Origin of the sequence: Ruminococcus sp. 1001136sp1, from assembly GCF_039841815.1 — a bacterium.
Lineage (GTDB): Bacteria > Bacillota > Clostridia > Lachnospirales > Lachnospiraceae > Blautia_A > Blautia_A faecis.
Map to the genome: position 1 here is coordinate 76,767 of NZ_JBDPGY010000007.1, position 14,815 is coordinate 91,581.

The window sequence follows — 14,815 nt, forward strand, 5'->3', positions numbered from 1 at the left end:
CACATCAGGACAAAGCTTCCTGCTTTTATCCTAACATGCCAGCCTGAAAAAGGTCTATGTCTTATCTGCTCCTGAATTTTAATTATTTTTACTCTTCTCATATCCGGGAGTTTTTCCCATATGCTTCTTATATAATCTGTAAAAATTGGAAATATTATTGAACCCACATGCCAGGGCAATCTCAGTCACATTTGCCCCATCCTCCCGAAGCAGCTCCCGGGCCCGGTTCACACGCAGACGTGTCACATAATCACTGAAGCTGATGTTGGTGAACTTACGGAAATAGGAGGAGAAATAGTTGGAGCTCATATAAACAGACGCTGCAACCTCCTCCAGTGTAATCTTCTCACAATAATGAGCGTTTATGTAAGTAAAAGCCTGCTCCAGACGTTTCATGGCATTTTTCTTTTCCCGAAGCATTTCACCGGACTTGGTCTCATCCTGATAAGCCCGGATCAGCATGGTCAGAATCCGCAGAACATTCGCCTTAATCATAAGCGGATAGCCCTCCTTGCGCTCCTGCCATTCCTGGTAAATCTCCTGTATGCTGGTACGGATCTCCGTATTCACCGGTTCTTCATGGCCCACTCTGTTCTTAAAATTAGTTCCACGCTCAACAAAGGGCCGCAGATATTCCGTATCAAAAGTACTGATCTTCTCTGCTACAAACTCCGGCGAAAAGATCATAACCAAAAGCTTCATTCTGCCTCCCAGAAGCTTCCAGCCATGCGGCTCTACATTATTAAAAATGATAATATCATTCTCTTCCATGGTATATTCCTGTCCATTGACGAAATAGTTTCCCTTTCCTTCCAGAACCCAGGTGATCTCAAAATAGCTGTGCCAGTGCCAGGTTCCCGGATGACTGTTGGAAGGGTTAAGCTCCACTTCTGATATCTGAAAAGGAAATTCTTTATCAAGAGGAATGCTGTCTCGTTCCAGTCTCATACTCTGCCCCCTGTAATAATCTCATGAGCACAGTATAGCAGACTTGTGTTCTGCATGCAATCAGCCTTAAAGATTATGTTATTGTTCATTCCGTGAACAGGAACACGGAGTAAGCAGTAACTTATTCTTTTTTTTGACCGGAATACAAAAATTCTTCTAACCTTTGCAGCTCATCCTCATGCTTCCCATGAACTGCAATTCTGAAATAATCTTTTCCCTGCACTCCCTTTATCATATAATAATCATTTTCTATTTTGAAAAAAGGCTCTTTCAGCATATCCAGATACACAAAACTTCCCAGAGGTCTCAGACTTAATATAAAAGCTCTGTCTATAGGCGCATCCAGAAGGTAATCCGTTGCGAACCAGCCTGATTCTGCACACTTTTCTCTTGACGGCTGTTTTCCAAGAATTTTCATTTAATCGGCTCCTCTCAATGATACTGCAATCTGGCCTGCTGCCTCCAGAAATGCAAGGATTTCCTCTTCTTTCGTAAACCAGGAAACGCTCACTCTCACAGTTCCACTATTTTTTGTTCCCATTGCCTCATGAATCAGGGGGGAACAATGAAGTCCGGCGCGCACTGTAATTTCATAACCATTTTCCAGGATATATGCCGCATCCGAAGCCTTCAGCCCCTGAAAATTCAGGCTCATAACAGGTCCCTTACATTCCGCAAAGCTGCCATATACCTGTACCCCCGGAATTTTCCCAAGCCCTTCATACAAAAGCTTCATCATCCTTTCTTCTTTTTTCTTTATCCTGTCCACGCCGTTTTCCAGCACGAATTCCACACCGGCAAGAAGTGCCCTGATCCCCGGCAGATTCTGAGTGCCGACCTCATACTCATAATCACCGTCTTCATAAGTAAGCTGTTGACTGTTCCGCCCTGTGCCGCCATACTTCAATGGCTTCAGTTCCAGCCCCTTTCTTATGAAAAAGCCCCCGGTGCCTTGTATTCCCAAAAGACTTTTATGCCCTGTAAAAATAACCCCATCTGCCCTCCAGCTGTCTGCATCCACCGGAATACAGCCTGCACTTTGCGATACATCAACAATCAGAAGCAGATTATTTTCTCTTACAAAATTTCCAATCAGCTTCATATCCTGCACATATCCGGTCACATTGGAACAGTGATTTACAATAAGAGCTGACGGATTTTTTCCTGTGTTTTCCATAGCTTCTTTCAGACCTCTTTCCAGTGCATTCCGGGTAACTGCTCCGTTTTCCAGGCAGGAAATGATTGTTACCGGATGCTTCTTTAATACCGGCTGATTCATAAGCGGGCGCAATACACTATTGTGTTCTGTCTGGGTTGCCAGGATTCCACACCCCTCTTCTCCGTAATCCAATCCACACAGCACTGTGTTCAGGCTTTCCGTAGCACCTGAGGTAAAAAAGATCCGGTCACGAGCATGGATGCCCAGCAGCTTTCCAAGCTTTTCCCTGCACCTTTCTTCTGTATCTTTTTTCAAAATTTCGCTTCCTCCCCGGAATTGCGAAGCAGGCGTGTCCATAAGACACGCCTGTACAGCTTCACATACAGAGGAAGGCTTGGGCCAGGAAGTGGCCGCATTGTTCAGATAGATCATCTAACTCATCCTTCCAGGATATTGAAATCCATAACCTTTGCAATTTTTTTGATCAGCCTGGTATAATCACCAAAAATCAGAACCTGATGATGTCCAAAGCCAGCCAGATTGTGCATAAACTCCCTTGCATCATCCATCTGGATATAGTAATACGGGCTGCAATAGGTCTCGACATATTCCGAACGGATTACTTTTCCTTTCTTAATGCACATGGTATCACCTGCCGGATTGAAACGACCAAGTGTAATATAATCGTCTTCGTTCTGTGTAAAATCAACCTGAAGCTTACCGCCGAAGCCCTGTCCGGTAAATGCCCACAGCTTGTATTCCAGCGGTTTTGTTCCGTATCCGTTCATACAAAGGGCCGGAACTGCATGATGGATCCTGAGCAGCTCATCTGTCTCATGATTTGGATTTCCCATAAAGGCCGGACGGTTTGCAGCGTATTGCATGATCAGCATTGCCATAAGTGCATTCAAGTCTTCCTCGCATCCGCTTGGAATTCCCTCATCCTTCATAATTGAATGACACATGCATGGTGTAAATTTACGGTTCTGTGGAATTTCCGTCGTACAAAGCTCATGACAGGCTGTGGAAAATGCATTGCAGTCATAAATATCCATCATTTTCTTTGCTGCAAGATAATATTTAATGTCATTGATAAACCAGTCGGTATTTACCTGAGTATCTGTAGAACCAGCAATCAGCTTATCCGCAATTGGCTTTGCCTCTTCATCCGTAATCTCATCCATATATTTGAAAATAGATGTGAATGGAAGCTTGATCACTTCAAATCCATAACGCTGACGAAGAACCTCCGGATCACGGATAAGGCTCTGAATTCCAAATGTAGGCTGGGAACCTGCGGTCAGCACAAGTGCTCTTGTATTGCGAACTGCTTTTCTTACCCAGAGAATATGTGCAATCTCATTTACATCCTGAAGATCCATTGCCACATATGCTTCCACGCCAATTGAGCGGCAATATGCTGCAAAATCAATGCCCTCATTTCCATTCTGCCAGATAATGACCGGTTTTCTGTAGCGTTCCAGCTTCGGAATTCTCCATCCCATGCAAAGGAAGCAGTCAATTTCATCTACATCTTCACCGATCTTGTCGAACATTTCTTTTTCTACAACAAAGGATTCATTATATCTTACATCCAATGCCTCTTTAAATTCAACCTCGCTAATCACGTCCTTCAGGGCCTCTACAGAGCTTTTGAAGGTTTCATCAGCAACCTTTGTCTCTGCCTCTACAGTCATGTCTTCTTTTCGTCCGGCACGGCACGGTCCCTCCCAGAAATGAGTATGTGTCAGACAACCGATCAATGGTCTTACAACAAGTTTTACATCCATAGCTTTCTGTTTCATAGTTTGAAATACCTCTTTTCCCCATTCAATTTTTGTGTTTCCCCCGCGTATTAATTTCAATTATATCTTTTAAAAAAACTTTTTCTTCTATTTTCTTCCTGTTACTTTATACTTTCTTATTGTTTTTTGTACTAATTGCACAAATATTATAATTATTCCTATTAGTTTTATATGAATTATTGCACGTTGTATATCTCATACAGACAACGCAAAGCGCCGACAGATTTACCTGCCGGCGCTTTGTGGTTTTTATTATGGAGTTAACAAAATAAACTTAATTTGAATATGAGTTTGCTTCCGTCAATAGGATTGCATATGTTTCAGCGTCCCAGAGACTCTACAAAAGTTCCCTTCACATCGCTCCAGTTGCGGTCCGCATAATCCAGAAGATAAGCAGCCTGCTCCATGGACATTTCAGGGAAAAGAAGGAAAAGGCTGTGGGAACCGTATTTATTTACAATTCGGTCTACGTTGCGGATCCAGTCTTCAAACTCACCGGAATATACCTTTACCCAGATGGATTTGCCTGCTGCAATTGCTTTATCATAGATCACATCCCAATCCGGAAGGGTTCCGTCCGGACCGGCATCACCGCTGGTCCACTGAAGAGCATCAATTCCCTCAATTTCCATAAGCGCATCCATGTGCTTAATTGCAGCCGGACCATCCAGATGATAAAGTACATGATCCACATTTTCAGACTGACTGCGTAAGGACGGCTGGATATATTTACGGAAATCTTCCGGTGACATCATTGCTGAGAAATCGCACTGAAGCTTCACCGTTCTGCCTGGTCCCCAGATCTGGAATACGGTGTATGCATTTCCGCCTTCTTCATCTTTGATAACATCATAAAAACGGTCATAATATTCATAATAAATGTCCGTTACCTCCTGGATTCTTTCCCCGATCATTTCCGGCTCATCCAGAAGATCAAACAGAATATCCTGCGCTCCGCGAAGAGAGGCAAGAACATCAATGTTTTCCATAAGATCCGGCATATCCACATAGAAGTCATCTCCGGCAAGTGCCTGACAATCCTTTGCAAGCTGAAGATGTTTCTTAAACCATTTATTCTCCGGATCAAAGGTCAGCTTCGGCACACCGTCCCAGCCGTCCAGACATTTGTTAAACCATACTGTATCTTCTTTAAACCCAATTTCAGAACCAAGATAAGAAGCAAGTGAGCCTGGTCCAAAATCAATATTCAGATTCGGAAAGCTCTCTCCAAGGAATGCATGTGTCTGGCAGAAGTAACGATAGCGGTCAACAATTCTCTGAGGGTTCTGGTATTTGTCCTCCATATCTTTCCACTTCAGTTCTTCCGGCATATTATAGTATTTTCCCTGACAGATCTGATCCAGATAACCGCCCTCTACAGGTGTTCCGTCGGAGTACTGCTCCACCTCAGGTCTTCTTGCGATTACGCACATAAGCGGTCTTCCCGTGTTCTTATGCGCCCAGTAGTTGCGGAATTTCTCTTTGGCAGCTTCCATATTTACTTTGTAGCCTTCACCAGGTTTTGGAAGCTGAATTTTGCTCAGATCCACTTTATCCTTCACAAAATGAGGTGCCTCATGAAGCGGTCTGCGTACCCAGGTACCATTGGTTTCGGATGTTTCGTAGGAATCATCTTCCGGAGTTTCTTCTGCATCCGGCTCTGACTTTGTCTGCACATCAGTCATCGCAATATTTTTCTCTTTGTCTTCCGCACCTGCAGTTACGCTTTCCTCGCCCTTTACTGAAACCTGGTCAAATTCCCCGGCTGCTGCCTTTGCACAGAATCCGGATTCCGCATATTTTTTTGCACACTCTGCCGCAGAAGCTGCATCCTCTGTGTATGCGTCTGCTCCGATCTCATCTGCAAACTCCTGGCTGATCGGCGCACCGCCAACCATGATCTTAATCCTGCTTCTGAATGGCTGTTCCAGAAGTGCTGCTACTGTGTCACGAAGTGACGGCATTGTAGTGGTAAGAAGAGCGGAAAGTGCTACAATGCTTGCTTCTTTGTGCTTATTTACCTCATCAATAAAAGTCTGGATCGGCACATCAACACCAAGGTCAATTACTTCGAAGCCTGCACTTTCGAACATCATTCCAACCAGGTTTTTACCAATGTCATGAAGATCTCCGGCAACCGTTCCAAGAATGATGGTTCCTGCGCTTCCGGCCTCTCCAGTTGCAAGATATGGCTTCAGTACTTCCACACCAGCCTTCATGGCTCTGGCTGCAGCCAGCATCTGTGGTACAAAAATAATCTCTTTCTTAAAGTTATCGCCAACAACTGCCATGGCGCCGATCATGGCGTCGTTGAGGATTGCAGTTGGATCACATCCTGCATCAAGTGCCTCCTGGACAGCCTGTCCGATTTCTTTATTTTTTCCATCCTGGGTTAATTTGAAAACCTTCTGCATTTTCTCATCAAGCGGAGATGCAGGAGCCGGCTGAGCGGCTTCCTCGGATGCTTTGTTTCCGAATTTATCAATATACTGCAGGCAGTATTCATCACGCTCCAGAAGTGCGTTTGTTGCATAGATCATACCAATCATGTTTTTGTTGGTCGGATCTACGATGGCACTGTCCATACCAGCATTCATAGCAAGAACCATAAATGCCTGGTTAATATTTTTTCTCACCGGAAGTCCGAAGGAAATATTAGAAAGTCCGCTTGTAATGTGGATCTCCGGATATTCGTATTTGATTCTTCTGCAGCAGTCTGCAAATACAGTCAGCGCAGTCTGGTCTGTTCCCAGGGTTACAACCAGTGGGTCAATATGTAAACGGCTTGGTGCAATGCCGTACTGTTTCGCTTTTTCCATAATTCCAAAGAAAATTTTCATACGACGCTCTACGGAATCCGGAATTCCATCGTTATCGCAGAGAAGGGCTACGCACTCCCAGTCTGTGTCTGCGATCACTGGAAAAATCGTGTCAATTTTGTCTCCTTCAAGGGAAACAGAGTTAATAAGTCCCGGTCTTTTACAAAATGGAATGGCTGCAACGCAGGATCTGGCACTTGGACTGTCCACACAGATTGGTGTATCTGTCACTTCCTGTACAAGGTCGATCATCCATTTCAAGGTTTCTACTTCTACAGCCTCTTCTACTGAGGCACATACGTCCAGAAATGTGGCTCCCGCTTCTGCCTGCATTCTGGCTCTTTCTCTGATCAGGTCCGCATCCTTCTCAGCAATGGCTTTTGCAACTGACGGAATGGATCCGTTCAGCTTCTCACCAATAATAATCATGGCATTTTCCCTCCAATATGAAATTGTAATTGCTACTGTTCACTCCGTGACCAGTAACTTGTAATTTTCTGTCACAATCTTCTCCGCAAGCTGTAACAGTTTCGTTCTCTCCGCTGCAAGTCCTCCGCTAAAAGGACTTGCTTTTTACAAATTCATTTTATATCAATTGGGGGAAATTCCTCTTCTGTTATTTTCTCATTCGATTATACTATCTTACTGTGAATAATTTCACAGCTTAATGCATATGCAGGATTTCAGAGCAAAGCATCGTAAAATACTATATAAACTTTCATTTCTTTGTGCTTACACTCCTTCACTTGACACATATACAACTTTTCTTTGCGAAATATCTAACCACCTGCATTTCATCTTCTCAGTTTCACTTTAATAAATAACAGCTGGTATACGCAATCTTTCTAGGACCATAATAATAGTCAAGGTGGTTTGCCTGACAAACCTGCATGACCAGCATTCCATAGGCTTCCATTGAGGAAAAGGCCTGGTCCGGAAAGCGGCAGGGAGCGTCCGGACAGGTACAGGTTTTGCATTTTGTGCAGCAGCCTGCGCCCATTGGAAGCATATTCGGGTAAAATTTCCGCAGATCTTTTTCCAGGCTGTAAAAGGAGGCTTTGTGCATAGCTTCTGTGCGCATCATACCTTCCCCATCCATGGAATCCTCCAGCTGTCCCACTGTCTGTACCAAGATTCCAAGTTTATACTTTCTTACTCTTTGTTCGCATTCCTCCAAGGTTCCGCAGCCGGGCGGACAACTCCAGCATTTGTTGTATTTGTGACAGGAATCGGAGGCGCACATCTGGCGTACTTCTGGCTTTAGTTCAATGGTATCGCAAGCCAGGGGTACCACGTTGGTGAAACCGTGGGACAGGCATAGTTGTTTTAAGTCTTTGAAATTCATGTCTCTAATCCTTTTTAAATCATTATTATCCACAGATAACAATATGCAAAAACATTTTATAATTCTCTGTCTTCTATTTTTATATCTTGTTCCTATTTTATATCTTGCTTCTATTTTTATAAAATCAGCACAAAATTTCCCGTAATAAACACGGAAATCTCTTTACCTTTCAAATCCCAGCTCATCTACGAAACAATCCTGAAATTCCGGGCAGGCCGCCAGTTCCAGAAATTCCATGTTTCGCACTGCATTTTCAATCTCGTGACGCTCATTCTTATTTAGCAATGCAATCTTAGCACCTTCCCCGGCGATATTTCCCACACATTGTACTTTCTTCACAAAGCTTTCCGGGATCAGACCAATCCGGGCTGCGTTTTCTGCACTCATATAATTGCCGAATCCACCTGCCAGATACACGGTCTGGATCTGGGATTCTTCTATGCTTCTTTTCTTTAATAAAAGCTGGATTCCAGCGGCAATGGCTGCTTTGGCAAGTTGAACCTCGCCAATGTCTTTCTGGGTAAGACAGACTCCGCAATCATTCTCAAAACGCGACTGCCCACTCCCATTTTTTTCGTTTCTCTGTAGGCACTCCGTTTTCTCACTTTGCGCATCCTCTGACATATTCTGCTCACATTGGGCAAAAACAGTTTCTTGTGGTGGCACAAGCATAAACGTGTCTGATCTTTCCTGCCCACTGTGAAGAATTCCATTTTCCTCTAACAGACCTGCACGCAGAAGCTCTGCCACCAGATCAATCAGCCCGGAACCGCATAGGCCTACAGGCTTCTCACCGCCAATTGTGGTATACTGCCATTTTCCATCTTCATATTTTACATGATCAATAGCTCCCGGAAGCCCCCGCATTCCGCACTGGATCTTCGCCCCTTCAAAGGCTGGGCCAGATGCCGCGGAGCAGGCTGCCAGGCCATATTTATTTCCAAGGATCATCTCTGTGTTAGTTCCGATATCCAGCATTAAAGTTATTTCATCCTTCAGATCCTGTCGAAGAGCCAGAAGACAGCCACTGGTGTCTGCGCCTATGTATCCGGCGATATTCGGAAGAAGGAGCAACTGGCCTTTTGGGTGGATGTGAATACCATAATCGGCTGCGCGCAAAGTAAGGGACTGACTGATTGCAGGCGTATATGGCGCATGTACCAAAGAAGCCGGGGAAATTCCAAGAAACAGGTGGTGCATACAGGTGTTTCCAACAAGACTTACCTGATAGATATCTTCCACTCCAGGCATCCATTCAGCGCTTTTCGTCTTGCCATTGACAGTTTGATCATTCACTTTTTTCCTTCCACTTGCTATTTTGGGAGCTTTTTGAGTTTTTACAATAAGACTTTCCAGTATTTTATTTATTGTCTTCTGCACGCACTTGCTCAGCGTTTCTGTGCCATGTTCCAGCGCATAATTGGCTCTTTGAATTACGTCTCCGCCATACTGCATCTGAGGATTCATTCTACTTTCTACTGCCAAGTTTTCCCCAGTTCTACCATCCAGAAGATACCCCACAATTGTAGTCGTTCCAAGGTCGATTGCCGCAGTAAAAATCCCATCACCTTTTTCACCACTACTATTCACTCCATGGACAGAATCTTCATGGACGCCAACAATTGGTCTTAAATCAAGGATTTCTTCATCTGTATAGGCTACTTGCCACTCTGGATTGAAGCTTCGTTTTTCATAGAGACTTCCGGCAAGTTTTACATCTGTTTTTATACACCCATAATCTACATCTGACGTTCTTTTATTGTCTGAGATTCCATATACGTCTTCCACCAGCCGCTCCCACTCTGACTTTTTTTCCCCAGTCTCCGGCTTCTCCAGCCACACTGTTTTCACCTGCAATTCTGGCTGGAAATTCACCTTTCTGGAAAATCCTTCGCTCAAAATTTTACCTCTATTTTTCTTCCCGGGAATCTCCACCTGACAGTCCTTTTCCACCTTCGTCTGACATGCCAGCACAGGCTTTCCATCTACCTTCACCAGACATTTCCCACAGGTTCCCTGCCCTCCGCAAGGCACATCCGGCGCAAGCCCCGCCTGAATCTCCGCCTCCAGAACGCTGGTTCCAACCGGAATCTCTATACTAATCTCTTCCCTCACAAAATACACCTTAGCCATAACCCAAACTCCCTAAAAACAACCGACCGGGCATGCCCCGGTCGATGTATTATTCTTTCAGCAATTTTTCAACAGCCTTTTTGAAATCATATAATTTATCAATATACACATGAACAATTGTCCCGCAATGTTCTTTCACAATCACTCCATCATAGTCGTGTGCAAGCTGATTTCTTACTTTCAGCATATCCATCCACTCATCACCAGTAATCAGATTCGCCTGAAATGATTCTCTGAGAACTTCTCTTGGTGAGCCAGTGACAAATCCAGTTATTGCATAATACTGTACCAGAATATCTTTCATAACCTTCCACGCCAAGTCAAATGTAATACTGAATTTAGCACTGGTTCCACTAAGTACAAAAGAATCTGACAAATCACGCTGTTTCGCCTCCGCCAGAGAGTCCAGTGAATTTCTAAACGACTCAAATCTTCTTATAAATTTCTCGTCCATATTGTTTTATATCCTCCAACAACAGCTGATTCTGACAAGTATCAAGATCAACCAGATCAATTGTGTACAATGTTGGAATCTCTTCTAAATTCTCCTGCAAATCAAGAATTTCGTGTGAAGCGACTCCAGACACTGCAATGTCAATATCGCTCCGCTCTGTCGCAGTTCCCTTTGCCCGGGATCCATACAGAATTATCTTCTGTGCCCCATACAATCTGCACCGTTGTATAATTTCTGTCATGACCTCATCAACGCGCATAGTTTCCCCCATTTCACTCATAAAACTAATTTCATTATAGGTTAAATCCCACGCAACGTCAATTTGCAAAATCTATCTAATTTATTGCCATCAACATCCAGTATCAAATTATCTCTATCATTTTTTCCATTTTCTCACTCATTTCCTAACTGCTTATCACTGATATTTTTTCAAGTTTTTAAAATGTATTTTTAAAACTTTTGTATTTTACATTTTTTTAATTTTATGTGCTGTAGCAGATTATTTTATACACACATAAAAAGAATCCGGCACAAAGCATTTTTATACACTTTGTACCGGATTTCTCTTATTTTTCTTGTACAAATTTTCTCACAAACTCTTCATACCCACAAGGCTTCCCCCAGAAATATCCCTGTGTGAATTCCGGGCACAGCTTTCGGATTTTGAGCCATTCCTGGGCACTTTCTATACCTTCGATACAAATCTTCATATCCAGATTATGAATCATGGTGCAAAACTGATTCAGAAGATAATATTCCTGCTCATCTGCAACTGCTTTCGCAGTGAAAGAACGGTCGATCTTAATGATCTCTGGTTTCAGCTCGCTGAGATAATGGAAGTTCGAGTAGCCGGTTCCAAAGTCATCCAGCGCCAGACTGATTCCCATTCGCTTCAGTTCTGTGAGAAAATGCTTCTCATTTATATTTTGTTCCAGAAGATCGCTCTCTGTCAATTCCACGATCACCGCTTCCAGCGGCAGCCCTGTCCTTTTCATTTCTGCACTGATATCCTGAATCACATCAGACTTAGAGGCCTGTACCTGGGAAATATTAATACTCATCCGGAACCCTGAAAGTATCTTCCTGATCTCACTGCATTTTCCCATAGCCTCTTTCATCATCCAGCGGCCAGCAGGAATAATCAGACCTGTTTCTTCCAGAATGGGAATGAACTCCGCCGGTGAAATCATTCCGAATTTTTCAGAGGTAAAACGCATTAAAGCTTCTGCTCCATAAGGCACTTTTTTGTCTTCAGCAAATACAGGCTGGTAAAAAGCTGTAAAGCCCTGAAATCCATTAATTACAGCTTCCCGCAGTTCCTGGGTGATCTCCCTTTTCCGAAGAAATTTTCTGTAGGTTTCCCCATTAAATATATAACAACGGTTTCTTCCCAGCTTCTTCGCCTCATTCAGGGCAAAATCCGTCAGCTTCAATGCTTCTGAACACTGATTTCCCTTTAATGCCGCAAATGGTACAATTCCTCCTGAAACCGTATACATGACTTTAAATTCATTGGTTTCAATAAATCTGTCTATTGCCTCTCTCACTTTATCATAAAGCTTATCCGCATCCTTCGCTTCGTCAGAAGCAACATCCAGAATCAGAAATTCATCTGCCACAAGCTTGTACACCTTCTGTCCTTCTGATGTACAGCCTGAAATACACTCCGCCGTTTTCTTAAGTACAAAGTCACCGTACTCCTGTCCGAAGTTATCATTGATTTCCTTAAAATGATCGATTCCTATACGAAGCAGATATCCTGTCTCCAAAGGAGTATCCAGCTGGTTCATATACTCCCGGAAACCAGACTCTCCCAATAGTCCGCTTACATTATCTGCCTTCTGTCTCTTTCCAATTTCGTTCACACAACCAATCATGTAAAGAGGTTTCATGTTATCGTCACGGACCAGATACCCTTTGCAATGAATCCAGATCGGCTTTTTTTTCAGATCCAGCCAACGATATTCCATGCTATGGGTGCAGCGGTCTGTTTCCAGAAGATCATCAAATTCCGCTTTCAGTTTTTCATAATCCGGTGCATATACAAATTCCTTATGCTTCGAAATTACATTATGAAAACCATTTTGGGGAATACAGAAGCGTTCAAGAGCCTGATTTGCTATGTAATAAAAATCCGACCGAAAGTCAACCACATATGGGTAATTATCTGTAGTCGGACTAAGAAGATCGATCACACTGCAAAGCTCATCCACAGACATGCTCTGAAACTTTTTCTCCTGCAGGATCACCTCATCTGTGATCTCCTCTGTCGACTGCTTACTCATACGGGAGAGCAGATTGTCCAGACCTGCTGACCGTGCCACCTTCTTTCTGCGCTTCTGACGGTACAGCATGGTATCACTTCGTCTTACAATATCTTTAAAGTCAAAATCTATATCAGGCTGATAATAAGCATATCCGGCTGACATGCTGAGTGGATACTCCAGCTTGTTCGTTTCCGCTGTTTTTTTCAAAATCAGCTCCAGCGCCTTCAGCCGTTCCGGAATCATATCCTTCTCATCGCTATGATATACATATGCAAACTCATCGCCGCCAATCCGAAAACAGTTCTTTACATTCTGAAATGCCTGACTGATACCCTGATAGCATAGCTTCAGCGCTTCGTCTCCCTTTTCATGCCCAAAATTGTCATTGATCACTTTCAGATTATCCAGATCAAACAGAACTACACCTGTTGTACGAAGTTTAATATCACTTTCCTCCAGATATTTCACCATGTCCTCGTAAGCGTTTCGGTTCATGGCCTCTGTGAGCATATCCATGTTGGCTATTTTCTGCAGATAGATCACCTTTTGTTTCTGGATGTATTGATCGTAATATTGGGAAACCTGGATCCAGATCAGCATAATGATAAACAGCAGGGTTCCTATGGGAAGCAAAATGGATGTCTGTTGAAATTTCCTCAAATAATAAAGGAACATTTCTGCCATTCCGAATACTATGAGCACACACATAGGATACTGGAATTTCTTGGCTTCATCGTTGCCTTCTTTTCTGGCCTCGTAAAGAATGAGGGCAACTGTGTAAACTGCATTGGCAACCATAATAACATGGGTTGCGGGAAGCAGCCGGAATATATCAATAATTCCCGTACACTGAAGCAGAACGTCAGCTGCCATATTCGCAAGATAAAGAATGGGAAAAATCAATGCACCTTTGTGGTATCTGCTTTTGCAGGTATCATATAGCAGAAAATTAAAGGGTACCGGGAAAAGGAAGAATGAAAAATAATCTACAAAATACAAAGTTCTTCCATCCGGAATCAAAAACTGCAGGAATCCACATTGTGCCAGTGTCCATACTGCAATCAGCAATGAGAAAAATCCAAGGTTTAAAAAGACCTCTATCTTCGTTTCTGTCTTGTCTCTTCTTTTTCTTCGCACTGCTCCCAAATAAAGCAGCAGGCAGATGATACTTGCAAACAGAATCCCGCAGCTGAGTAACAGGGTTTTAAAGCTGTCCATTAAAATTTTCAGAACGCAATTGCCTCGTGTTCCGTATACAATGCTGACTTCATTTCCATAATAGTTGTCATATACTGGAATAATTCTGACCTCAAGACTTTTACCAGCGCTGTCTTCCGGAATATTCACAATGTGCCAGCAGCTTCCCGGTGACTTCATAAAGCTGGGAGCATCTTCTTCATTTCCGTATTCGTATATTTTTTCTCCGTCCAGCCACACTTCTGCAATGGTGTGTGTGGTTTTAAATAAGATTGATCTGGGATCATCGAAGTCTTCGGGCAGAGCAATATTCTCTGATTTGATTTCTCCATCTGTCAGTTTTTTTGTTTCAAACCTAATCGTATTATCCCAGAGCAATTTTTCCCTGGCTGTACTCTGACTGAATATCCAACCTGAAAAACCAATTGCAAACAATCCAAATACGAACAGGGTGATCCATAGTTTTTTTTCTATTTTCATAGTTTCTCCCTACTACATAAAATAGCACTGCTCACTAAGTGCACAATGATCACCTTGTGCTGCAATTCTGTGCAAAATTTACCCGCACAGAATATTACCTGTAAACAATGACTTACAACTCATCAAAAGATATACATAGACAGCATATCAAACCCATTTAGCTTTTTCAAGGTTTTGACAGATTTTGTTAAAACCTTTTTATTTGAGG

At 43.1% G+C, this 14,815-nt stretch carries 10 protein-coding genes and 1 pseudogene; all 11 read right to left on the minus strand.

Annotation, left to right across the window (positions count from 1 at the left end; genetic code table 11):
• Nucleotides 1-78 precede the first annotated feature (78 nt).
• Nucleotides 79-948, minus strand: a complete 870-nt coding sequence (locus tag ABHC48_RS07830) for an AraC family transcriptional regulator (RefSeq protein WP_148461547.1) — start codon at nucleotides 946-948, stop codon at nucleotides 79-81.
• A gap of 121 nt (nucleotides 949-1,069) precedes the next feature.
• On the minus strand, nucleotides 1,070-1,366 hold the full coding sequence (locus ABHC48_RS07835) for a hypothetical protein (RefSeq protein ID WP_195391788.1): 297 nt from the start codon (nucleotides 1,364-1,366) through the stop codon (nucleotides 1,070-1,072).
• Nucleotides 1,367-2,539: an aminotransferase class V-fold PLP-dependent enzyme gene (locus ABHC48_RS07840; RefSeq protein ID WP_195699791.1), complete on the minus strand. Its 1,173-nt coding sequence runs from the start codon at nucleotides 2,537-2,539 to the stop codon at nucleotides 1,367-1,369.
• Between the two features lie 5 nt (nucleotides 2,540-2,544).
• Nucleotides 2,545-3,912 carry a hypothetical protein gene (locus tag ABHC48_RS07845; RefSeq protein ID WP_195699792.1) on the minus strand — a complete coding sequence of 456 codons (1,368 nt, stop codon included), beginning with the start codon at nucleotides 3,910-3,912 and terminating at the stop codon, nucleotides 2,545-2,547.
• Nucleotides 3,913-4,232: 320 nt separating this feature from the next.
• The gene (locus ABHC48_RS07850) at nucleotides 4,233-6,326 is read right to left on the minus strand and encodes a corrinoid protein (protein WP_243284540.1); all 2,094 of its coding nucleotides are present in this window, start codon (nucleotides 6,324-6,326) and stop codon (nucleotides 4,233-4,235) included.
• Nucleotides 6,327-6,380: 54 nt separating this feature from the next.
• Nucleotides 6,381-7,160 (minus strand): annotated as a pseudogene (locus ABHC48_RS07855) (methyltetrahydrofolate cobalamin methyltransferase); the annotation flags it as partial.
• Between the two features lie 379 nt (nucleotides 7,161-7,539).
• Nucleotides 7,540-8,076 (minus strand): DUF2284 domain-containing protein, encoded by a 537-nt coding sequence (locus ABHC48_RS07860; protein WP_195409250.1) that lies wholly within the window; start codon nucleotides 8,074-8,076, stop codon nucleotides 7,540-7,542.
• A 162-nt stretch (nucleotides 8,077-8,238) separates the two neighbouring features.
• A complete protein-coding gene (locus tag ABHC48_RS07865) occupies nucleotides 8,239-10,209 on the minus strand; it encodes an ASKHA domain-containing protein (RefSeq protein WP_243284536.1) in 1,971 nt (656 codons plus the stop codon).
• 49 nt (nucleotides 10,210-10,258) lie between these two features.
• Nucleotides 10,259-10,663, minus strand: a complete 405-nt coding sequence (locus tag ABHC48_RS07870; RefSeq protein ID WP_118577587.1) for an HI0074 family nucleotidyltransferase substrate-binding subunit — start codon at nucleotides 10,661-10,663, stop codon at nucleotides 10,259-10,261.
• The gene (locus ABHC48_RS07875; protein ID WP_226814871.1) at nucleotides 10,635-10,943 is read right to left on the minus strand and encodes a nucleotidyltransferase domain-containing protein; all 309 of its coding nucleotides are present in this window, start codon (nucleotides 10,941-10,943) and stop codon (nucleotides 10,635-10,637) included. The genes ABHC48_RS07870 and ABHC48_RS07875 overlap by 29 nt, the downstream gene beginning before the upstream one ends.
• A 286-nt stretch (nucleotides 10,944-11,229) precedes the next feature.
• A complete protein-coding gene (locus ABHC48_RS07880; RefSeq protein WP_195699793.1) occupies nucleotides 11,230-14,607 on the minus strand; it encodes an EAL domain-containing protein in 3,378 nt (1,125 codons plus the stop codon).
• Between the last annotated feature and the right edge of the window lie 208 nt (nucleotides 14,608-14,815).